Raw genomic sequence first — 22525 nt, forward strand, 5'->3', positions numbered from 1 at the left:
CGTACCGCCTCCACGGCCGCACGACAGAGAAGCGACCTCAGGAACGATCATGACGGACCCGACCCCACCCCCGCAGCGAATTGCGCAGCAGAGTCCGGTGCAGAGGGGAGTCGACCCGTTGGGACGGTGAAACCGTGATAACCAACGCGGCCGATGTCGGTGCTGCAGCGGCCGCACTTCAGGCTGCGTGCCCGGCCACCCCGCCGAGCGGCGCGGGAGCCGGCCGGTGTCACGACGGCCTGGCAGCGCCACGACCGGCAATGATGAGGGTTACGGCGATCAGAAGCGCTGCGACGATTCCGGTGCTCAGCACGGGCACGGCCGTGTAGGTGGCGGCGAGGACGGCGAGGACCGCGGCCAGGTGGACGATGTCGGCCGCGGCGGATGTCTCCGAGGCGTGTCGATGCAAGAGCCGCACGAGCGCGATGAAGACAGCCACAGGGATCGTGTACCAGGCTGCAGCCTGGTGGTCGGTGAGGGCTCCATGGCCTGCGGCATGAGCGACGTTGAGGGCAAGACCGGCACCGGTGGCAGCTGCGGAGGCGAAGACAGCGTAGTGGCCGTAGCCCCACAGCATCGCCGTGGTGAAGGTGGCGAGTCGGCGTGATGCGTTTTGGTTGAAGTACAGCCACCACAAGGAGAAAACCGTGAGCAGACCGCCCAGCGCGAGGAGTGCGACCGTGCCGGCATCCACGTCGGTGTCCCATGCGGTTCGTACGGCGTTGGCGGCAGCAGTGACGGATTCACCGAGCACGATGAGCGTGAACAGACCATAGCGCTCGGCAATGTGATGCGGATGCCAGGTGGTGTGGGCCGCGCGCTCGGCCCACACAGGGATGGCGAGTTCAGCCACGGCGAGGATCAGGAATGAGCTGATACCACCGCTGCCAAGCAGGGCGAGACGGGCCACCCAGCCCATCTCAACCACGAGAATTCAAAAGACGTAACGCAAGCAGCAGCGCCGGCGTTCGGGATCCGAATACGCTGCACGCAGCCATTGGCTGGCCATGGCCAACCGCATGACAACATAGCCCCAGGTGATCACGGTGAAATTGTCGTGTTCGAGAGCTTGCGCCACGCCGCCTGCCATGACAAGGGTGCCCGCGATTTGAACGAAAGTCAGAAGCCGGTACAGAACATCGTCGGTGTCATAGGCCGAGGCGAACCACGTGAAATTCATCCAGGCCCACCAGATCGCGAAGAATACGAGCGCATAGCCGAGGACGCCGTGACCGATATGGCCTTCGGAGAGCTCATGCTCGAATGCAGAGGCGACCTGGGCCACGGCAGTGACGAAGCAGAGATCGAAAAACAGCTCCAGTGCGGTGGCGGTGCGGGCTCCTCGTCGGGAAGACGAGCGAGCATCGGCCGGAACCGAACAACTACAACGTGCGGTGACTGACTCATGCGGGTAGGCCCCTGCGATGCGACGAAGAAAGGAAACGGCACGGGCTGTGCCGTGGACTGATGCTTCAGGAACGGCCGGTTTCGAAACAACTGGCCCGAGAGAGGCCACACCCGCAACCACGTGCTGCAAATGCGTTTCAGCGTAACACCGTAATACCGTAGCGCCGTGCCCAGGCTTTCCGCAGGCAGATACATGGAACCGAAGCATCGAGCATGCCGCGCACTGCAGATGTCAGAACTCGATCCGCTGTAAATGAAACCTTCGACGGCATAGGCAAGCCTTTCTGGGAGTGCCTTGCGCGCTTATGCGCCCTTCGGTGGACGCCTTGTCGAACAGCCCGGGCCGACCTGGCCCCTGTTCTGCCGCCGCAAAGGTGCACGCTCAGGCCGGACCCCCGGGGACACGAATCGACCCGGAGCAGAGTGCGTGTCACATCCATGCCTCATGCCCGGTCATATGCGTGGAAGCAGTCCAGCAGCCTGCTGACCCGAGGAGTGCAGTGATGACCAAGGCCGTTCTTGAGCATGCGGCTCAGGAGCTTGCGGCGGCGACGGCCGGGCCGCCGTTCCTGTATGACCTCGGTCCGCAGGGTGCCCGGAGGGTGCTGGATGACCTGCAGGCAGCGCCGGCGGAGAAGTCGGGCGCGGCGCAGAGGCGGATCACGAGGTGGGTACCCGCTTTGTGATCCGCACCGACTGAGTCACAGTTCGGCGTTTGGCGGGCCCCGTGGAAACGGATGGAAGCAGAGTCGATGCCCCCGTCTGTCTCAAATCCGCCACCGGTAGGCACCGACCCTGCCGTAGTGAAATCTCTGCCCGTCGTGGGGGAACCCGTGGCGAGCCCAAGAGGCCTGAAATCTGCAAAGTGAAAAGCAACCCTTTTGAACGACTTATGAATGGTGGTAGGGGTATGGGTGACGGACGTCAGGGGAGTGAAGTCCGGGCCGGACGCAAGGGGGAAAGGGTTGCCGAATGGGCCGATGGACGCCTGGGTGTGTACAGCAGAATCAGGGCGAATGCGCGAAGAGCTTTCCCGGACCACTGGTCGTTCATGCTGGGCGAGATCTGCCTCTACAGCTTCCTCGTCATCATAGTTACGGGTGTGTATCTGACGCTGTATTTCCATCCGTCGATGAATGCAGTGGAGTATCAGGGCAGCTACGCACCACTGCGGGGCCAGATGGTGTCGGAGGCATTCAATTCGACTATGCACATCTCCTTCGATGTGCGTGGTGGCCTACTGATCCGGCAGGCCCACCACTGGGCGGCGCTGGTCTTTGTGGCCGCCATCCTCGTCCACATGATGCGCGTATTCTTTACAGGCGCGTTCCGCAAGCCCCGCGAACTCAACTGGCTGTTCGGATTCCTGCTGCTGATCCTGGCAATGTTCGCAGGGCTGACGGGATACGACCTTCCGGATGACCTTCTGTCCGGGACCGGACTCGCGGTCGTGAACGGAACAATTCTTTCCATCCCGATCGTCGGAACCTACCTCTCGATGTTCCTTTTTGGAGGCGAGTTTCCGGGGGACGATCTAGTGGCGCGCTTCAACACGATCCACGTTCTGCTCATCCCTGCCCTCATGGTGGGACTGCTTGCTGCCCATCTGGTCCTGGTCCTCTACCGCAAGCACACGCAGTATCCAGGTCCGGGACGTAGTAACAAGAATGTTGTGGGCCTTCCGCTCAAGGTACGCGCCGTAAAGTCCGCAGGCTTCTTCTTCCTGGTCGCCGGCGGCATTTTCATCATCGCTTCGGTCGCGCAGATCAACCCCGTCTGGCTGTATGGTCCCTACCGTGCCGACCAGGTTTCGGCAGGCTCGCAGCCCGACTGGTATATGGGCGTAGCAGACGGACTGCTGCGAGTCATGCCTGGCTGGGAAATCAACTTCTGGGGCCACACCCTGGCTCTGGACAACCTGATCCCGCTGTTGGCGGGCGGCGGTCTCTTCCTTGCCATGGGCGCATACCCGCTCATCGAGTCCTGGGTGACCGATGACGATCGTGAGCAGCACATTCTCGACAGACCACGCAACCGCCCGGTGCGAACGGGACTAGGCGTCGCATGGATCAGTTTCTATCTAGTGGCCATGGGCGGTGCCGCGAACGATATTATCGCCATTCGCCTTCACGTCTCGCTTGAATCAGTGACGTGGGCAGTTCGCATCGGGCTCTTCATCGTGCCCCTTCTGGCCTACGTCGTAGCGAATCGGTGGGCACTCGGCCTCCAGCGCCAAGACCGCGACAAAGTGCTGCACGGCCGCGAGACCGGCATTGTCAAGCGTTTGCCGGACGGCGAGTTCATCGAGGTGCACGAGCCGCTCAGTCGGGAACAACTGCACGTTCTTACACAGCATGAGCAGTACAAGCCGATCGATCCCGGCCTCACGGGAAACGCGGGAGGCCCGGATGCCCGATCCAGCCTTACCCAGCGCCTGCGTGCCCGGCTCAGCCGGAGTTTCTACGGCGAAGGCACACAGATCACCAAGCCGACCGCGCAGGAGTACAAGGAAATCACCAGCAAGCACCGACGCTGATGCACCTGCACACGTGTAGAACCGGAGGGGTTTCGAGCCCGGATGACAGACCTGTTTGTTTCCGGACGTATCGCGACCTGCCTTTTTCTTCGGCGTATGTCACACCTTCAGCAGGTGTCGGGTCATAAGGGTGAAAGCAGGAAAGAGCCTGCCGAACCAAGGAGTGCAGAAATGACCAAGCCCGTTCTTGAGCCTGCAGCGCAGGATCTCGCGGACGCGACGGCCAACCCGCCGTTCCTGTACGAGCTCGGCCCGGAGGGTGCCCGCAAGGTTCTGGACGACCTGCAGGCAGCGCCGGTGGAGAAGCTGGACGTGGAGGATAAGTGGGTCACGGTGCCCGCCGAGGTGGGCGATGTGCAGGTACGCATCGTCAAGCCCGTCGGTAGTCAGGGCACGCTGCCGGTCGTCCTCTACGTGCACGGCGGCGGCTGGGTCATCGGCAATGCCGGCACTCATGACCGTCTGGTGCGCGAGCTGGCCGTCGGGACGAATGCCGCCGTCGTGTTCGTCGAGTACGACCGTTCGCCGGAGGCCAAGTACCCGGTCGCCATCGAGCAGGCATACGCGACTGCTCGATGGATCACCGCCAAGGGCGCCGAGGAAGGTCTGGACGCCGCCCGCCTGGCTGTTGCCGGCGACTCCGTCGGCGGCAACATGGCCGCGGCACTGACCATCATGGCCAAGCAGCGCGGTGACGTGACCTTCGTGCACCAGTCGCTGTACTACCCCGTCACGGACGCGGCCCAGGACACCGAGAGCTACCGGGAATTCGCAGACGGGCCCTACCTCACTGCGAAGGCCATGGCCTGGTTCTGGGACTGCTACACCGCCGACCCCGCCCAGCGGGCGGAAATCACCGCTTCGCCCCTGCGGGCGAGTCTGAAGGAGCTTCAGGCACTGCCGCCCGCGCTCGTCATCGTCGATGACAGCGACGTGTTGCGGGACGAGGGCGAGGCGTACGCCCGCAAGCTGACCCAGGCCGGCGTTCCCACCACGAGCATTCGCATCAACGGCACCTTGCACGACTTCATGATGCTTGACCCTCTCCGGCCCACGCAGGCCACAACTGCCGCGGTGGAGCAGGCCATTCACACCCTGCGCACCGCCCTCCGCAGCAACTGAGAGTTCTCCGCAGCTCAACCGCAGCATCTGAAGGACCAGCAGCACAGAAGCTGTTCGCACCCCCCGGCGCTTGTGCGCCAGCACCCTATCGACCCAGGACAGCGATCATTCCTGTCCTCAACTGTTCACAGGCCCCCACAGACACGGCGAGCACTGTGGGCGGGCCGATCTGACACCCTGCCAACCCGCGCACTCCACGGGCGGGGCGGCGAAGATGCCGCCCCGCCCGTTCGTCGCAACTGCTACCGACCTCGGGTGAGCGTGCGCAGGCCGACTGGGGTGAGCGGGCCGTCAAGGCCCGCATGACCAGCATGGCCATGGGGACAGGGGGACGTCGACCAGCAGGGGCGGAAGGCGAGTTGACCGGTGTGCCGGTCATGCCGGACGAGTGGCCGATCCTGTGGCCGGACTGCTTGGCAGGCCGTCGACGTCAACCTGGGGCAAGCTCAAGAAGCGGTGCCCTCTTGGCTCTGACTCCCCGTTGAGCGCCGCCGCCAGGTCCGTGGAGCGGCTGGTGACTCACGCGGCTTGGTTGGTGTCCATGATCTGGGCAACATCTGGGTGGCCGGTGCGGGCTGAGTCGCAGGCCTTGGGCCGTCGGGGATGCCGGCCGCGTGGCAGCACCGGTGGGGTTGCTTGATCCAAGCGTGCGGGACGTCGAGGCGGCGATTGGCGGCAGCATGGCCGACTGCGGCGGAGTGAACGAGGTGGAGGGCCATCCGGAAAGCCCCGATCCGGCCTGCGGTGGAGGTGTACCGACGCTCACTGTGCCCGCCTTGAGGCCGCCGGTCTCGTTGACGACCCCTGGTCGACGACGAAGCCCCGTATGGCGACTACGGGAATCACCGCGCTGGTAGGGAACCATGCGCGACTCTGCAAGACCCTCGTCTGAACAGATCAGAGACAACGGGTCAGACTGAAACGACCGATGGCATCCCGAAGTATCTGCTGGACTTCGACCTGATCAGCCTCGGCCTGGACCCCACCCCGGGCCACCCGCTCCGGGCCGGTGTTGGCCCGCTGGATGGCCATGGACACCGCGTGAGTCGTGTCGCATACCCCATCCACAACGTAGTACAGCCAAAGGGGTTGGCAGTTGGCGGTGTGGAACTGCAGGCCCACCAGCCACTTGTCGTGATCCATGAGGCGGGAATCAGAGGGAACTCGCCTACTGTCTGCAGGATCATGCCCGCTGCAATCAGAGAAGCCGGGCCCCGGAACTGTCTCCGCAGCAGGAGTGCTGACCATGGGTGCGCCCTGCGCAAGGTACCTGTCCGTCTGGAGCAACATGATGTTTCATCGCCATTCCGACTCGGGCGATCACGTCGTTGGCGCGGCGTACCGTCCGTATATAGGTATGGGTGGGGCGATTTGCCCTTCTACATACTTGACTGGATGGCACGCCGTTTTGTGACACCTGCAGGTCGGTTTTGCGGCGCCCTTTTGGGACTCTCCCGCCGGGTACGCAGACGTGCTTGTGGTGGCGGGCCGGCCGGCCGAGCTCCGCCGCCGGCCGCCGCGTGTGATGTGTCCCGCTCGACGGCTTCGGCTGGCGCCCGCACCGGCTCGAGCTGCCGCCTGGGTGGGGTGCGTGCGGGAGTAGACCTCACCGGCAGCGCTCCTTGGGCCAGCGGCATCCGCCACGCACGCCTCCACCCGCAACCGAGCCGCTCCGCGGTGCCGTCACGAATCGATGTATCCGTCCTTGCCGGCGGCGGGGCGGGCACGGCGTCCAGCCGGTCGGCCTGATCATGATGCGGCTACCTCGTGGAGCCGGCGCCGAGGCTCGGCCGTCTCAAGACGTACGCAGAGTCATCGTGCGGAGCGTGACAGCGTCACATGCGTCCGTACGCGACGGCCGGAATCCGGTCCTCAAGCGGCAGGCCCGTTCAGAGTCCGTCACCGGCGGCTGCGTTGCTTACGGCTGCTGAGGGGGGAAGCTGGTGCAGAGCGTTGGAGACGGCTCTCATCCGCTCGTGGAGGTCCGCGAGTTCCTGGCGAAGCTCGCTGACACGGGTCTCCAGCTCGGTGGCTTCAGCGGCTAGCGACACGACTGTGGCCGCGATGTCGATTTGGTTCTCAGTGGCTCGGGTCATCGTGCGTCCTTCTGCGGCAGGGACCGGATGAATGTGGCCGCCACGACCCCACGGAGTCATCTGCCGTGCGGGAAGGCCTGGCCCGGTCGGGGACTGGGCGGAGACGGTATGGCGCGGAACCCCATGGGGGTGCCAGGTGAGAAGTGCTGCCGGCGCATGCGACGCTCCCGGAGTCGGACAGCTGATGCGCCGACAGGCACCTCCTGGTCTAGGCAGCTTCTGCCTGGTCCAGCTGTACAGCAGAGATGTCGAGAAGCAGCTTCACCTTGTCGCTGTTCAGGCCCCCACCTGTTGTCAGTGCGGTGTTCCCGTCAAGTCCCCAGTCGGAGCGCTGCAGGGTGGCCGTACCCTCGAAGCCGACACGGTGCTGTCCGGACACGTCCCGGCTTGCTCCACCAAACTCAAGGTCGATGTGAATGGGCAGTTCGACGTCCTTGATCCGGAGGTACCCTGCTAGGCGGAACCGGTCGTCTCCGGCATCGACGATTCTGGTGGAACGGAAGCTCATGAGAGGGAACGTTGCTGAGTCGAGGAATTCCGGGCCGGTGACATGCGCGTCCCGCTCCCGAAAACCCGTTTCCACACTGCCGGTCTGGACACTGAGGTAGGCCTCGGACCGGGCGGGATGGAACCCATCGATCTTGAGGAGCCCTTCGAAGGCGGTGAATTTTCCGCGCATGTTGATGATCATGGCGTGTCGGACGGAAAAACCGATGGTGCTGTGGACCGGGTCAAGGGTGTAGAAGCCGGTCAGCCCTTCGTAGGGTGCCTTATGAGAAACAGCGGTTTCCTTGCGGTTGGACATGGCGAGCCGGTTCCTTCGTGGGGGTATCTCAGGTAGGGGTGAATTCCGGCACTGCGGCCGTACAGTTGAATGTTCTGCTGCTCGAGCGAAGCAATGCCGGCCATGGATTTCGAAGCCTGAGATGAACGGCCGGAGCGCAGCGGGTGGCCCTTGCCGGCAAGCAGGGGCCACCGCAGGACCTACTGCTGCTGCGCGAACCATTCGACGAACTGGGTCTCGGCGATGTCTGCGTCCGAACCCGGCAGGAGTGTGGTCCCCTTCAGTTCGGCGCCAAAGTACGGGGCGTTCACATCCGTGACCACCGTGCGGGGGTCGTTCTTGGCGGCGAGTCCCTTACGGATGAGCTGGTCGAGCTGGAACTTGTCGGGGCCCGCGACCTCCACCACGCCGTTGACCGGGGTACCGACCGCCGCGCGCCCGACAGCCTCGGCCACGTCGTCGGAGCCGATGGGCTGGATCTTGACGGGGGCGAGACGGACGGTGTCGCCCTCGGTAGCCGCGGCGGCGATCGCGTTCATGAACTCGAAGAACTGGGTGGCGTGGACGATGGAGTAGGGGATGACCGACTCCTTGATCAGCTCTTCCTGGGCCTGCTTGGCGCGGAAGTACCCGCTTTCCTGGAGGCGCTCGGTGCCGACCACGGACAGCGCGACGTGGTGCGTCACACCGGCCTCGGCCTCCGCCTTCAGGAGGTTGGTCGTCGAGGTACGGAAGAAGTCCATGACGGCCTCGTCCTCGAATGAGGGGGAGTTCGACACGTCGATCACGACTGACGCGCCCTCAAGGACCTCGGCCAGACCCTCGCCCGTGAGAGTGTTGACGCCGGTGTTGGGCGCGGCTGCGACCGCCTCGTGCCCGTGCTTGTTGAGCTTGCCGACCAGTTTCGAGCCGATGAGCCCGGTCCCACCGATCACTACCACCTTCATTACGGATTCCTCTCGGAGGTTTTCATCGTGCGGCGCGCATCCTGCGAGGAGCTGCTCACCGGCACCGAGCGAATGCTGTCCGCACTAGAAGAGACAGGACAGCGGATCTGCTTGTGACAGGGGGTTCGCAGGAATCGAGGAAATTCTTTCCCGATGCGGCCCTCAGGGACTTTCCTGCACGGGACAACCCGGCTGTCCACTCGCTCGAGTCACGGACCCGCCGGTGGTCACATGGCGTGCTCGAAGGAGAGCACACAGGCCTGCCGCCCTTGCGCGCCTCGCATGGTTGTGCGAGGTCATTCGGCAAGCTTTCCGTCGGTCGAGACCTCCTCCATCAGGGAGGAAATCTCGACCGGGATGGCTGGAATGCTCTCGTGGGTGATACCGGTCGGGGACCACACGAGATTGACCTGCAGAGCGGGATCCATGTCGGGGTAGTCACTGCGGTTGTGACAGCCCCGAGTCTCGCGACGCTCCAGTGCTGCTTCGAGGGTGGCCCGGGCTGCCAGGGCGGCGGACATGAGATCAAAGGCGTGCGCGAGGTCCTGATAGCCGGCGATGTCCGGGTGTACGCCGACATCCTCCATCCTCTTCTCGATTACCGAGAGCTCCGCCAGCCCGGTGCGCAGGCCCTCTTCGTCGCGTACGACTCCCGCATGCTCGGTCATGGTGTTGCGGATGGCGCGCTGCAGGGCGCGTACGTTCTCCGGTCCGTCGGCTGCGAGAAGATCGTCGATCTCCGCGCGAGCATGCGCTATTGCCGACGCGGACCGCAGCTGTGCGGTCAGTGACTGCGAGTAGGCGGCGGCTGCCTGGCCTGTGATGCGGCCGAAGACCAGCAGCTCTATGAGACTGTTCCCACCGAGGCGATTGGCGCCGTGCAGCCCGCTCGACGCTTCACCGATGGCGTACAGGCCACGGACGTCAGTGCTGTGGTCCTCGGGACGCACCCACACCCCGCCCATCGAGTAGTGCGCAGTGGGCGCGATCTCGATAGGTTCGCGGGTGATGTCCAGCATCTGCAGGTCCAGAAGAGTCTGGTAGACGCGGGGGAGCCGCGACATGATCGTCTGCCGTGGCAGGTGGGAGACGTCGAGCCACACGCCTCCCTTGGGGGTCCCCCGCCCTTCCTTGATCTCCGTGTAGGAGGCCAGGGCCACGCGGTCGCGGGTGGACAGCTCCATACGGGCAGGGTCGTAGCGGGCCATGAACCGTTCCCCGCGTGCGTTGCGCAGGATCCCGCCTTCACCCCGAGCGGCCTCGCTGACCAGGGTGCCGGCAGCGTTCTCCGGCTCGATGATCCCGGAAGGGTGGAACTGGACCAGCTCAGGGTCGCGCAGGCGGGCTCCGGCCTCAACGGCCAGGCGGAAGGAGTCGCCAATGTTCTCGTCGCGCCGTGAGGACGTGCGCCGCCAGATGCGGGTGTGGCCACCCGCAGCAAGAATGACGGCGTCGGCGTGGATCAGGTAGCGCGTTCCGTCTGTGAGGTCGAAGCCGTAGGCACCGAAAACGGCACCCTCATGCACCAGGAGCCGAGTGATGTAGACGCCGTCGAGCACGGGGATGTTGAGCTGATCCGCGCGCCTGATGAGCGTGCGCTGGATCTCCAGACCGGTGTAGTCGCCGGCGAAGGCAGTCCGCCGGAACTTGTGCGCGCCGAAGAAGCGCTGGGAGACGCGGCCATCTTCTTCCCGGGCGAAGGCCATGCCGTAGCGTTCCAGGTCGTCGATGCCTCGGGCGGCGCCCTGAGTGACGATCTGGGCGGTGCGAGGGTCGGCGAGCAGATAACTCTCCTTGAGAGTGTCGGCTGCGTGCTGCTGCCAGCTGTCCTCGGGATCCATGGTGGCCAGGGCCGCGTTGATTCCTCCGGCAGCAAGTGCCGTATGGGCGTCCTCCTTGGGGCGCTTGCCGACCGCGAGGACATCGATACCGGCCTCAGCCAGTTCGATTGCTGCTCGCAGCCCAGCACCTCCGGTGCCGATCACCAGCACCATGGTGGAAAGACGTTGTTCGGTGATTGCCACGGTCTACTCCGATCGCCTGGGTTGTCACTCATACGACCGGGCCGTCCCGGGATCTGTGACACCCTTCCGTTGCTGGTGCGCCCGTGAACCCGTGGTGGGTCCCACTGGCACCGACGAGGGCGAGAGGCGACGCGCAATCGGGCCCCTCTCGCGCGGGCCGGGCGTCACGACAGGATGTGGTCCAGGGGTACGTCCGGGTCGGAGAGGAGCGCGTCGTCGATCTCCGACCCGGATGTGATGAGGGACCGGACCGAGTCCATGACATCCCACACGTTGACACTCATGCCTGCCAGCACGCGGTTTCCCGCCATCCAGAACGCGATGAACCGCCGTTCGGAAGGCACACCGCGGAAGACGACGCGGTCGTAGCCCCCGGGTTCCGTGTAACCCGTGTACTCCATTCCGAGGTCGTACTGATCTGTGTAGAAGTACGGCAGCCGGTCGTAGACGGCGTTCTTGCCGAGCATGCTGAGCGCCGCCACGTCCGGCTGATGCAATGCATTGGCCCAGTGTTCGACCCGGAGGCGGCGGCCGAGCAGCGGGTGGTAGGCGTTGGCGACGTCGCCTGCAGCGTAGATGTCGGCCACTGAAGTCTGCAGATGCTCGTCGGTGACGATGCCGTTCTGCACGTCCAGGCCCGCCTCCTGGGCGAGTTGGACATTGGGGGTGATGCCGACGCCGACGACCACCGCGTCCGCGGCAAGGCGGCTGCCATCAGTGAGCCGCACCCCGTCCACACGGCCGTGTGTTTCGGTGAGGGACTCCACCTGCACGTTGGGCACCAGATTGACACCGTGATCAGCATGGAGAGCAGCGAACACTTCAGCAGCTTCGCGACCGAGCACCTTCAGCAGGGGAAGCTCCGAGTGCTCGAGCACAGTTACCTCGGCGCCGGCCATCCGGGCGGCCGCGGCGGTCTCAAGACCGATCCATCCGGCACCGATCACGACGATCTTTGCCCCCGCGCTGAAGGCGGACTTGAGGCGTTCGCTGTCTCCCACACGGCGCAGGTACAGAACGTTGTCGAGGTCCGCTCCTGGAACAGACAGACGACGTGGAGACGAGCCAGTAGCCAGGAGGAGCTTGGTGTAGGGAACCTGACGTCCGTCGTCCAGTTCCACCTTCCGCGCCTGCCGATCGACCGCGCGCGCACGCGTGCCCAGCAGCAGGTCGACATCGTGCTCCCGGTACCAGTCATCAGGGTGCACGAAGATCGAATCGCGCTCCTCCTTGCCCAGCAGGTAACCCTTGGAAAGCGGCGGCCGAATGTACGGTTTCTCATGCTCGTCGCCGATGATGATGAGCGGGCCGCTGTGACCGTGCTCCCGCAGCGCCTCGGCTGCCTTGCCTGCGGCCAGACCGCCACCAACGATCACGAAAGTATTCATAGGGTTCCTCATCTCAGATGTCGCATGCCGCGAGGCATGCGGGAAGAGTCACCCATCAGACAGCGTAGCCCCTCATCCTGTGACAATCCCCGCGGCGGCCCAGGCGGGATACGCACCGGCTGTCACAACATCGTGAGTTTCATGGTCATACCTCCAGCCGGAAGGTTGCCTGCCGCAGGCCCGGCGGCCCGCTGATCACTTCCGTCGGACGGAAGAGGAAATGATGACGTACGTCATTGCGCAGCCTTGCGTCGACGTCAAGGACAGAGCCTGCCTCATCGAATGCCCTGTGGACTGCATCTATGAGGGCAACCGGACGCTCTACATCAACCCCTCCGAGTGCGTCGACTGCCGTGCTTGCGAGCCGGTCTGCCCGGTCGAGGCGATCTTCTACGAAGAGGACGTCCCACAGCAGTGGGCGCAGTACACGACCATCAACGCCGAGTACTTCGAGACGTCCTCGGGGCAGCATGGCGAGACGTTCGTCCTTGACGGCGATCACCGTCTGATCGCCCAGTTGCCACCGCAGAGCTCGCACAAGAAGGACATCGCTGTCTTCAGCATCCGCAAGGAAGAGGCTGCTGACGCCGACCTGTGGTTTCCCTCCTGACAGGACGCTCGTCCTAAGGGCTGTCCCGTCATCCCTGGCGGGCGCACGACGACAGCTACGGCACCTCGCTGTGTTGTCGGAATGCCCGAATATGCCCAGTATGAGGACGCCCCTCCGCCTTGCGATGCACCGCATCTGACGCCGCGCGCTGATCCACCAGGGATTACGGGACAGCCCTTAGCCAGTACTGGCCGGCTCCGCTCGGACGGTGTCCAGCGCCTGCTCAACCTCTCCGACACGGGCCGGCGGACCTGGCCGCGATCGGCGCGCTGACCGACGGCACCGTCGCGGCGCCGTGCGCGGCGAGAGCCGGTGGGCCTTCCACCCGGCCGTCGACCGCGACGCGCTCCGCGAGCAGTTCGCGGATTTCCCCAGGCTGGACACGTACCTGACCGCAGGTTCGGCCGCCGGGGTGGACGACGCCCTTCCCATTCCGGTGGCCGAAGCGGCATGCGAATTTGCCGGGCCCGGATCATGGTGGGCAGCGGGCTGCGGCTCGACCACCTGCCCGCCCTGCGCCACCGAGCTCGACGCCTTCCCCCATCGGCGGTGCGGCGCGGCTCTCGGGGTGGGACGGACCCGTGGACGTCGCGACGGTCGACCGCTAGCGCATTGCGCTGCACGCGCCGGTGCCGCTGGGCTGACGGGGTTTTCCGGGTGAGGTGCCTACCGCGTGGTCACCCGTGCGGGGCGCGTCCCGATGCGACTGTCGCTCATGAGGTGGTGGTGCCCTGTCACATTTTCCGGGCCATTACTGTCAATTAGGTAGAATTTGGATAGATGGGGAGGTTGGTGATGTTGGACGTCTATGAGGCGGTCACTAGCCGACGGGCGGTGCGCGGATTCACCGACCGGCATGTCCCGAGGGAGGTGCTGGAGCGCGTGCTGTCCGCCGCGGCTTGGGCGCCGTCCGGATCCAACCTCCAGCCGTGGCACGCCTACGTGCTGACCGGCGGGCCGCTGGCCGAGCTCAAGAGGCGCGTCGGCGAGCGTGTGGCCGCAGGCGACCCCTGGGACGAGCGGGAGTACGAGATGTACCCGCCCGCACTGAAGTCCCCGTACGGCGAGCGCCGATCCGCCTTCGGCGAGCAGCGCTACGGCGCACTCGGTATTCCGCGCGAGGACCTGGTGGCACGCCAGAGGGCTGCTTCCGCGAACTGGGACTGTTTCGGCGCGCCCGCCGCCCTGTTCTGCTACATCGACCGAGACATGGGCCCGGCTCAATGGGCCGACGTCGGCGGGTATCTGCAGACCGTCATGCTGCTGCTCCGGGCGGAAGGGCTGCACAGTTGCACGCAGATGGCATGGTCGGTGTATCGCAAGACCGTCGCGGAGGCTCTGTCACCCCCGGACGAGCTCATCCTCTACTGCGGCATGTCGATCGGATTCGAGGATGCCACGATGGGTGACGCCCGTACGGGCCGGGCGCCGCTCGACGAGACGGTCACGTTCGTCGAGGGCTAGCCGGCCGCGACGCACCCCTGCGACCTCACAAGCGGACCTGGCCTTACTGGCCGCAGACCAACGGCAAGGTCCAGCGCATCAACCGTTCCCTGCTCGACAAGTGGGCTCATCTGCAGCCCTACGCAGGCGTGCAGGTGGTCGCGGACCTCGTCGGCCTCCCACCGGCTCCGGGAGAGGAGGCGCCGCAGCGCGTCCGACCCGCGCGATGCCGAAGTCATCGACGCGCAGGTCATGCTCCGCCGACGACCTGCGCGTCGAACTGCCCGAGGAGACCGCCGTGGAACTGCGTCTCCTGGTCGGACACCGCACCACGCTGGTCAAGAAGGCCACCGCGCGCACCGCGCAGCTGCGTGATCTGAGGATGTGGGGAACACGACCTCATACCTCTCAGCGATCCGGAGATCCGCCGGTTGATCGGGCACGTCATCGTCACACCCCACTGCCCCAGCAACGAGAACCGCCTGCACTGGTCACACCACCGACGTACCAGCCAGGTCCGAGCCCACCGCTGCCACTACCAACGCCGAGGCCACACACCCCAGATGCGGTTGCAGTACCAGGGGGCGGTGGGGGACCGAACCACGCAGGGTCGGGTCATTGCGGCAGTGTCTGGCCGCGGGACGAGTGGGGCCTCGGCAGAACAGTGGGCACGGTGACGACGGAGGCTTCCCTGGTCAGGAGACGTTGCACAGGACAGCGCCCGGCAACTGCCAGCAGTTACTGGATGTGGACAGAGTCCAGATCGCCGGTCAACCAGATGTTCTTGACGATCTGTCCTTGCGGATCGAACCGCACAGTTACATCGACTTGGTCGAGCGGCCAGCTGTGCCTGACCGCAAAGACCCGGACGGCCATGGAGGTACACGATCCGCCAGGAAGGCTCTCGCTTACGTGACACATTTCCCGCAAATCCCGGCAGAGAGTTGTCACACAGTGCAGCGCTGCCTGGTCTTACAGATAGACCTGAGCCCGAACACCACTGCTGAACACGTCAGCCCGAACGTGCATGATGTCTCAAGCGCACGGCTGCGGAACAGAGAGCCATGCGCGACGAATCCCCTTCCGCGCCACCTCGGGCACCATGCCGTCAAGGGCGGCTGGAAAGAGTTCTACGCTCTCATACGGCCCGGGGACGAGAAGATCTCCGCCATCCTGTGCCACGCCTCCGTGCTGATCCACTGCGTGTCCGAGGAGGGCGTGACAACTGTCTGGGGCGAGACGAATCGCATGGCGACTGCGGTCTCGCTGCCTCATCAGCGAACGAGATGGCGTTCAGGAGTGCCGGTCGGCAGCTGGGCGGTCCTGCGAAGCCGTCGTGTGCTGCGATGCGGGACACGACGGCTCCGGAAAACAGCCTGAAACGGCATACAGCTGAGCAGGCAGCCCAGGTCCGGGGCCGGACGGGGCCGCCTGTTCCAGCATCGGATGATCGAGGGCGTGCCCGACTAGGAAGTCAGCGTGATGGTCGTCGGCGTTCCCTGCCCGACCATTTTCGTGTAGGGGCACAACGAATCGGCCTTCTTCAGGAGCGGAGCGGCAATCTCAGGATCGACGTCCGGCCACTTGACCACCAGGTCGACGTGCAACAAGTAGCCGCCGTCTCCTGGGTCCCGTCCGAACGCCACGGTCGCCGCCACGGAGATCGCGGCGGGATCGAGCGCGGCCTGTCGTAACACCAGGCTCAGTGATCCGTGGAAGCAGGCGGCGAAGGCGGCGGCGAACAGCTGCTCGGGATTCGTTCCCTGGCCGTCTCCTCCTAGTTCGGCAGGCATGCGCAGGTTGAGATCCAGGACTCCGTCGGCCGAGCGTGCTCTCCCCGAGGCCCGCCCGTGACGCGCTATCCCGCCGCTCACCGTCACCGTTGTGGTGTAGATGGGGGCGAAGAACTCTCCGTCGAAGTCCTTGTCGGTGGACAGATCGGGCAACGGGATCTGCTCGGTCACCGCATGGCTCCGTCAAGGTTGCAGTACACGGCCGGGCGCGGAGCCGGCATCGATGCGGGCAGGCCGATGTCCGTCGGTGTCGGCATCCCACGCCGACACGCGATGCGAGACGGCCGACTATGGGCAGAGCTCACCGAACCAAGTATGCAAAATGCCATATTTTATGCACCTTCATGTCGTGGAGGGTCCCGGGATCCGGACAGTTAGTTGACCGACAAGTCACCGCTCTTGTGACAGTCGCTGACACGCAGCCCGATTGTCCCGTGTCGGTGCCCTCGTCAAGCGGGCGGGGCCGGTGCGGAAGGCGACATCTCCTTGCGCTGGGTGACGATGCCGAAAGGTGCGCAGCCCAGGACATCCTGACCTGCGCCGGCGCGCTTCGGGGCGCCCGCCGGGCGCAGTGCCGGCGGAAGGCTGCCTCAGTTGTCCAGCGAAGCCACGTAAGGAGACAATTTGGCCGGATTCATGACCCACATGATGCGTTCGATGCCTCGTGCCGACACATCGACGGACAGCAGAGCCACGGCGTTTCCGTCGTGTGAGACAAGGACGGCCGGCCTGCCGTTGGCCTCGACCCAGCGAACGTCTGCCTGAGGCCAGAAACGTGGGGCGAAGGCGCAAAGGTACTTGGAGACGTGCGGAAGCCCCACGACCGGAATCTTGGATGCCCCGCGCACCCCTCCGCCGTCGGAGTAGCTGACCACGTCCGCGGTGAGGACATCCTCGAGCACCGACAGACTGCCGGTCTGCGCTGCGGCGAGGAACACCTCCAGCAGTCGCCGGTGAGCGTCGGAGCTGACCGGCTCCCTGCGGTCCGCTGACAGATGCTTCCGGGCGCGACTCACCAACTGGCGCGTATTGGCTTCGTTCGTCTCCAGGATGTCCGCGATCTGCTTGTAGGGGTAGTCGAAGGCTTCCCTGAGAACGTAAGCAGCCCGTTCCACGGGGTTCAGCTTCTCCAGGAGGAAGAGAACCGCCATGTCGAGTGCCTCTGCCCGTTCCGCGCCCAGCTGCGGATCCATGCGTGTGTCGATCGGCTCGGGAAGCCAGGGCCCGATGTACGCCTCACGCCGCATCCTGGCGGACTGGGCAAGGTTGATCGCCAGACGGGCGGTGACCGTAGTCAGGAACGCTGCCGACTCGTGGACGTCGGCGCGGTTGGCGTTCTGCCACCGCAGCCACGTCTCCTGGAGGATGTCCTCGGCTTCCACAGCACTACCGAGGACGCGGTACGCGATGCCGAAAAGTTGGGGACGCACTGCCATGAAGTCCCGCGTTGCCTGGTCGAGGGAGCCTGCATCATCCACGGCGCGCATAGATGTCCTCCAGTTCTTGATCACCATGCTACAAGCCGTCACAGCAGGACGCGCGCCCGGTTGGGAAGACAGTCGTGTCACAGATTCAGTACCTGTCCTCTTTTGTTGTTACGAACCGTAGGCGGAACATGTGAATTGAAGGTGGGGTACCGCGTCGATGCCTTATGTAGCTGCAACTTTTTGCCCATGCACGGGCCACCGGAGTGAAGGTCGGTCTGTTGTCGAACAGCGTGGGCTTGACACCATGGAATAGGTATTGCGGGATGGGCGTCGAATCGGCATTCCACGCGGCGGCGTATGCAGCGTGGTCCGGAACCTCGCCGATGTCATCAAGACTGTGTTGGGTTCTCTGCGAGCAGATCGTCGGTGAACGCCGCGGCTTCCACAATCGACTTCACCGCAGTCAGATAACGGGCGGCGTCCGCGCCGTCAACGAGGCGGTGGTCGTACGACAGCGACACGTGCACCCTGTCGCGGATGCCGATGACCGGCCCGTCGGCAGTCTCGACCACCGCAGGGCGCTCGACCGTGGCACCGATGCCCAGGATCGCGGCCTGGTTCGGCGGAACGACGACCGTATCGAACAAGGCGCCGCGGGAACCTGTGTCGGACATGGTGAAGGTGGCTCCTGTCACGTCATCCGGGGCGAGGCCACCGCCGCGAGCCCGGCCGGCCGGGCTCGACGACGATTCCGCTCGCGATGTCGGCGATGTTCAAGCCTCCCCTCCCTTGATGACCGGGTCATCCGCCTTCCCCCGTCAGGTCGAAGAAGCTGCGCGTACGGCTCAATGAGGAGATCAGCCGCCGCACCGATGTGGTCGCTCCAGCACCGAGCCGTGCGCTACTCATGTCCCGTCGTGCTGATTCCCGTTGCCCGGTCCGAGCGCAGGGGCGTTGAGGGCGCCGAGCATGCGACGGAGGTGAGTGCGCACCTGTTCCCGTTCCTGGGGCAGGAACGGTGCCAGGGTCTCCTGCTCGCACGGTTCGAGCGCGATCTCGCCCTGTAGTGCCAGGGCCTTGCCTGCGGCCGTGACGCACATTTCGATGATCTTTCCGTGCGTGGGGTGGGGATGCCGCTCGACCAGTCCACGCTCGACCAGACCCCGCAGCGCTGTGCCCATGGACTGGGCGGTGACGCCGCAGCGGCGGGCGAGTTCGGCGCTGGACAGAGTCCCGTCCAGACTCAATCGGACGAGCGTGCTGTATTGCGCCTGGGTCAGTCCGAGTGGGCGCAATGCCCGTTCGAGGCGCTGCGTGTACGCCTGCGAGATCTGCCAAATCAGGTAGCCGATGCGCTCGCTGGGATCCTTCGCCGCCACCGCGCTCCTCCATGTGTAAGGTAACTTATATAAGTTACCTTATACGGCGAAGGAGGAACCATGGTCATGCCCAGCACTGCGTCCACAAGTCAAAGTTATGTCCCTGACACCGATCCGGGGTCGGGGCGACACCGACATCATCCAGGTCCGCAGAGTGACGCCCCACCCGAGCGGCCGGGGCTGACTGGTCCGAAGGCGGTGTTCAAGCCCGTGATCACTGTGCTGACCATCGGCCTGGTCTTCGTCAGCGTTTTCCTGGCCGCCTTCCATACGCCCCAGGCGCACCGGCTGCCGGTCGCCGTCGCCGCATCCGACAAGACTGCGGCACATTTCGACGTCCGGCTGCAGCGTGTCTCGCCAGACGGCTTCCAGGTCGACCGGTACCCGGACAACGCCTCGGCCCGTTGGGCGGTTGAGCATCGCCAGGCGTATGCCGCGTTGTTGGCCGACGGCGGCGAGCCCAAGATCGTGTATGCGGGTGCGAACGGTCCCGCGGTGTCCGCGCTGGTGGCGCCGCTCGCCAATCTGTGCACCCCGGGCTGTAAGCAGGCAAAAGAGAAGTGGCCCGTGATCGACATCCTTCCGCTGTCGAGTGGAGACAGCCGGGGTCTATCGGTCTTCTATGCGTCATTCGGGCTGGTGCTGGCAGGGTTTCTCTTCGGCCAGATGACTTACCAAGTGGCACCGCGCCTCTCCTTCGGGCAGCGCGTGAGCAGTCTGGCGCTGTTCGCGGTCGTCGGTGGGCTGGCGACAGCACTCATTGCGAGTACGGCCTTCGGAGCCATACCCGGTCCATTTCTGGGCATCGCGGGGCTTGTGGCGCTGATGGCGGGGGCTGTAGCGGTAGCCACCGTACTCTTGATCCGGGTCTTCGGCCCGATCGGAATTCTGCTGGCGTCGATTTTCATGATAGTGATGGGCAACGCCAGCAGCGGTGGGGTGCTGCCGCCCGAATTTCTGCCTGGTTGGCTGAAACCACTCACCTCGGTGATGCCTCCGGGCGTCGGCGTCCGGGCACTGGACGGGATCGCCTACTTCCACCACGACGGGCTGGTCAACGGTGTTGTCGTGCTGTCGGCCTGGATCGCTCTCTGCAGCGCGGCGCTGTTCTTCCTCGACCGGATCGCCGCATCTGCCGCGATCACGCACGCCGCGAGGGCGTGAGGGCGCTGGCGGATGCCGAAGCCGGCCCGGCGCCCCGCAACCCGGCCAGGTGCGGCGCCGTGCGGCCGGTGCGGAACCGCGCGGGGGGCTCACGGATCGAGCGCGTCGTCCCCGGGCTCTCCTGTTTGCTGCGCGGTTTCCTTGCGACTCATTGATGCGCCCAACGACAGGACGCCGGCAGCGGACGGTCTCGAAGCTGTCCGGGTCGTCGCGGAAGGCCCCTGCCAGGGCGTGGTCCGTTGCCTCTTCATCAGCTCGTCCGGCGGGTTGTTCTCGTTGACCACGCCGACGGCCTGGGCCTGCCGCTGGGCCCGCCACAACAACAGGGCGATGTCGTCAGTGACGCTGCGGCAGCCAGTCGCGTTGAATGTCTGCCCGGTGGCCTCGCCGATGTCCGCGATCGTGGCACCAGCCGCCCGGGCCGCCTGCTCGCGGCGCAGTTCCGCCCAGGACGTCACTGACCAGACGTCAGCGTGGACTTCCCACTGGGACATGAGAAGGTCCTGGGCCTCCAACGCTCAACCTGGTGACGGCGAAGTCGGCCATGTGCACTACATACGACAGAACTCAAAGCGCTGTTGTGACACTGAGCGGAGCAGTAGCACGATGCACCCACTGGACGCCGCGGCCTTCGTGGCTGCGCGGCGGTCACCCGTGCGGGGAGGACCCCGGCCTCCGCTTCGAGCGAGCTCCGAAACCGGCGACATCTGTCACAGAAGCACGGTGCACTCGGTCTCCCCTTCGAGGCAGCCGCGTGAGCTGCCTGGAATGCACGGACGCTGTTACCGCCGAGCGAGAGAGGTTGGTACACCACCCTCGCTATTTGGCGGCACATGTCCTCTGCCCATTCAGGGCAACAACTACGGAGGTGCAACACAGTGTCAAGCAACGACTCAGCGGGAGAGACCAACGAGAATCCGCGTTCCGGGGGCTGGAGGACCGCAGCGAGGATGCTGCAGGATACCGAGCCGCTCACCGTCGCCGAGGGTGCCTCGGCGATGACCATCCTGGTCGAGTGGCAGCCTGGTGACCCCGGCACTCCTCCGCACCGCCACTCGGGGCCGGCGTTCGGCTACGTGGTCGAGGGCGAGGTGTGCTTTGAGCTGGAGGGAGAACCGCAACGCGTGGTCAAGGCCGGTGAGACGTTCTGGGAGCCGGGCGGTGACGTGATCCATTACCAGGACGGCAACGCCCGAACGGACGCGCCGTGCCGGTTCGTCGTGACCATGCTGTGTGCGCCGGGTCAGCCGATGCTCACACTGGTCGACGAAGACGAACTGGCGCAGCGGGCCCACCTGCGTGCTCCGCGCCCCGTGGACTGACCGGCGGCTTCCTGCTCAGACAGGTCGGCTCCGACCGAAGGAGACCCGCTCCGTGGGAGGGCACGAGACGCATGAGCCCCAATGACGTCGTGTGCTCCATGCTGACAGTGCTGTTCGCGGCCGCAGCCATCCACGAGCTGCGACACCGTGTCCTGCCACGGAGCTCCGGGTGGCGTGTGCGGATCGACGGTCTCCTGCACACCGTCATGGCAGTGGCCATGTCTGCCATGACGTGGAGTTGGGGCGCTCAGGTGCCTACGAGGGCGCAAGCAGTCTTCTTCGCAGCTGCAGCACTGTGGTTCCCCCTGTCCGCGCTCAGCCGGCGCGGGGCCAGACTGCCCGCGGCGGCACGGAGTTTGCCGTCCGCGGCAGGCATGGCCGCGATGGCCTGGATGGCACGCCCGATGGCAGGTTCGGGACACGAGACTCCGGCGGTCCATGCCGGTCACTCGACGGGGGACCCAGGAACCCACGACGCAGGCACGGTGATACTGGTGTTGTATCTCCTTGCCTGCGCCCTCAGGTCGCTCACGCGCGACATGCCAGGGCTGCGACGGAACACAAGCAGCCCGCACACCCCTGCCGTCAAAGACCTCTACGGCCACTTCTGCGAGGGTGCAATGCAGCTTGGCACGGTCGTGATGCTCCTCCTGCATCAATGACAGCCACCCCGACGCAGAGCGGACGGCCCGCGCCGGTGACAGGAGCGGGCCGACGGGCCGCCCTTCGGGTGGGCGGCACGGTGCGCAACACGGGGCCCTCTGCCGTGCTGGTGACGGTCGTCAATGGGGCCAGGCAGGGCATCCGTGAACAGAGCGGAGGACAAGCGCTCGCACCCGGGCAATCGGCTGTCCTCCGCCCCGGTGCAGGAGAGTTCCTGTTCGATATCACCTTGCGCAACACGGTGAGCGCACCGGGGAGCCTGCTGGTGACCCGGTTGGAGTGATGCCGGCGCCCGGTGGGACCGGGCGATCGTTGTTGCGGGGCGGCGGGTGGTTGGCGGCACCCTGGTCTCAGGCCGGCCAACTGCTCCACAACATGACCCCCAGGGGATAACTACCACCCCATACGGGACAACCTCTA

At 65.2% G+C, this 22525-nt stretch carries 18 protein-coding genes and 3 pseudogenes; 9 read left to right on the top strand and 12 right to left on the bottom strand.

What is annotated here, in order from left to right; genetic code table 11:
- Positions 1–229: 229 nt before the first annotated feature.
- A pseudogene (locus ABZV38_RS34315) lies at positions 230–1407 on the bottom strand (low temperature requirement protein A).
- A gap of 503 nt (positions 1408–1910) precedes the next feature.
- On the opposite strand from ABZV38_RS34315, the gene ABZV38_RS34320 reads away from it, so the two are divergent.
- The 3 genes from ABZV38_RS34320 to ABZV38_RS34330 all read left to right on the top strand — a co-directional run bounded on the left by ABZV38_RS34320 (position 1911) and on the right by ABZV38_RS34330 (position 5065).
- Positions 1911–2093, top strand: a complete 183-nt coding sequence (locus ABZV38_RS34320; RefSeq protein ID WP_356332365.1) for a hypothetical protein — start codon at positions 1911–1913, stop codon at positions 2091–2093.
- A gap of 224 nt (positions 2094–2317) precedes the next feature.
- Positions 2318–3943: a cytochrome bc complex cytochrome b subunit gene (locus tag ABZV38_RS34325; RefSeq protein ID WP_356332366.1), complete on the top strand. Its 1626-nt coding sequence runs from the start codon at positions 2318–2320 to the stop codon at positions 3941–3943.
- Positions 3944–4114: 171 nt separating this feature from the next.
- The gene (locus ABZV38_RS34330; protein WP_356332367.1) at positions 4115–5065 is read left to right on the top strand and encodes an alpha/beta hydrolase; all 951 of its coding nucleotides are present in this window, start codon (positions 4115–4117) and stop codon (positions 5063–5065) included.
- Positions 5066–5962: 897 nt separating this feature from the next.
- On the opposite strand, the gene ABZV38_RS34335 is transcribed toward ABZV38_RS34330, so the two are convergent.
- The 6 genes from ABZV38_RS34335 to ABZV38_RS34360 form a co-directional block, all read right to left on the bottom strand.
- Positions 5963–6208 (bottom strand): hypothetical protein, encoded by a 246-nt coding sequence (locus ABZV38_RS34335; protein ID WP_356332368.1) that lies wholly within the window; start codon positions 6206–6208, stop codon positions 5963–5965.
- A 746-nt stretch (positions 6209–6954) separates the two neighbouring features.
- Entirely contained in the window at positions 6955–7161 is a 207-nt protein-coding gene (locus ABZV38_RS34340; RefSeq protein WP_356332369.1) for a hypothetical protein, read from the bottom strand.
- Positions 7162–7369: 208 nt separating this feature from the next.
- The gene (locus tag ABZV38_RS34345) at positions 7370–7966 is read right to left on the bottom strand and encodes a YceI family protein (protein ID WP_356332370.1); all 597 of its coding nucleotides are present in this window, start codon (positions 7964–7966) and stop codon (positions 7370–7372) included.
- Between the two features lie 179 nt (positions 7967–8145).
- Positions 8146–8892, bottom strand: coding sequence for an SDR family oxidoreductase (locus tag ABZV38_RS34350; protein WP_356332371.1), 747 nt, complete (start codon positions 8890–8892; stop codon positions 8146–8148).
- Positions 8893–9188: 296 nt separating this feature from the next.
- On the bottom strand, positions 9189–10886 hold the full coding sequence (locus tag ABZV38_RS34355) for an FAD-dependent oxidoreductase (RefSeq protein ID WP_356332378.1): 1698 nt from the start codon (positions 10884–10886) through the stop codon (positions 9189–9191).
- A gap of 194 nt (positions 10887–11080) precedes the next feature.
- Positions 11081–12316 (bottom strand): FAD-dependent oxidoreductase, encoded by a 1236-nt coding sequence (locus tag ABZV38_RS34360; RefSeq protein ID WP_356332372.1) that lies wholly within the window; start codon positions 12314–12316, stop codon positions 11081–11083.
- 211 nt (positions 12317–12527) lie between these two features.
- Between ABZV38_RS34360 and fdxA the strand changes: the two genes are divergently transcribed.
- The 3 genes and pseudogenes from fdxA to ABZV38_RS34375 all read left to right on the top strand — a co-directional run.
- On the top strand, positions 12528–12914 hold the full coding sequence (fdxA, locus tag ABZV38_RS34365) for a ferredoxin (RefSeq protein ID WP_356332379.1): 387 nt from the start codon (positions 12528–12530) through the stop codon (positions 12912–12914).
- A gap of 798 nt (positions 12915–13712) precedes the next feature.
- Complete coding sequence (locus tag ABZV38_RS34370) at positions 13713–14378, top strand: nitroreductase (RefSeq protein WP_356332380.1); 666 nt, start codon at positions 13713–13715, stop codon at positions 14376–14378.
- A 26-nt stretch (positions 14379–14404) separates the two neighbouring features.
- Positions 14405–14500, top strand: a pseudogene (locus ABZV38_RS34375) (IS481 family transposase); the annotation flags it as partial.
- 1323 nt (positions 14501–15823) lie between these two features.
- Here the strand turns inward: ABZV38_RS34375 and ABZV38_RS34380 are convergent.
- From ABZV38_RS34380 to ABZV38_RS34395, 4 genes and pseudogenes are all read right to left on the bottom strand, one after another.
- On the bottom strand, positions 15824–16321 hold the full coding sequence (locus ABZV38_RS34380) for an Ohr family peroxiredoxin (protein WP_356332373.1): 498 nt from the start codon (positions 16319–16321) through the stop codon (positions 15824–15826).
- A gap of 419 nt (positions 16322–16740) precedes the next feature.
- Positions 16741–17637: an RNA polymerase sigma-70 factor gene (locus ABZV38_RS34385; protein WP_356332381.1), complete on the bottom strand. Its 897-nt coding sequence runs from the start codon at positions 17635–17637 to the stop codon at positions 16741–16743.
- 329 nt (positions 17638–17966) lie between these two features.
- Positions 17967–18369: pseudogene (locus ABZV38_RS34390) on the bottom strand (2-oxo acid dehydrogenase subunit E2); the annotation flags it as partial.
- Positions 18370–18482: 113 nt separating this feature from the next.
- Positions 18483–18956 carry a MarR family transcriptional regulator gene (locus ABZV38_RS34395; protein ID WP_356332374.1) on the bottom strand — a complete coding sequence of 158 codons (474 nt, stop codon included), beginning with the start codon at positions 18954–18956 and terminating at the stop codon, positions 18483–18485.
- Positions 18957–19166: 210 nt separating this feature from the next.
- Between ABZV38_RS34395 and ABZV38_RS34400 the strand changes: the two genes are divergently transcribed.
- Positions 19167–20120: an ABC transporter permease gene (locus ABZV38_RS34400; protein WP_356332375.1), complete on the top strand. Its 954-nt coding sequence runs from the start codon at positions 19167–19169 to the stop codon at positions 20118–20120.
- Positions 20121–20209: 89 nt separating this feature from the next.
- On the opposite strand, the gene ABZV38_RS34405 is transcribed toward ABZV38_RS34400, so the two are convergent.
- Positions 20210–20614 (bottom strand): hypothetical protein, encoded by a 405-nt coding sequence (locus ABZV38_RS34405; protein ID WP_356332376.1) that lies wholly within the window; start codon positions 20612–20614, stop codon positions 20210–20212.
- Positions 20615–21070: 456 nt separating this feature from the next.
- Here ABZV38_RS34405 and ABZV38_RS34410 point away from each other — a divergent pair, with 456 nt between their 5' ends.
- Positions 21071–21442, top strand: coding sequence for a cupin domain-containing protein (locus tag ABZV38_RS34410; RefSeq protein ID WP_356332377.1), 372 nt, complete (start codon positions 21071–21073; stop codon positions 21440–21442).
- Positions 21443–21540: 98 nt separating this feature from the next.
- On the top strand, positions 21541–22104 hold the full coding sequence (locus ABZV38_RS34415) for a DUF5134 domain-containing protein (RefSeq protein WP_356332382.1): 564 nt from the start codon (positions 21541–21543) through the stop codon (positions 22102–22104).
- The last annotated feature ends 421 nt before the right edge of the window (positions 22105–22525 follow it).

Source organism: Streptomyces sp. NPDC005181, from assembly GCF_040608395.1.
Classification (GTDB): domain Bacteria; phylum Actinomycetota; class Actinomycetes; order Streptomycetales; family Streptomycetaceae; genus Streptomyces.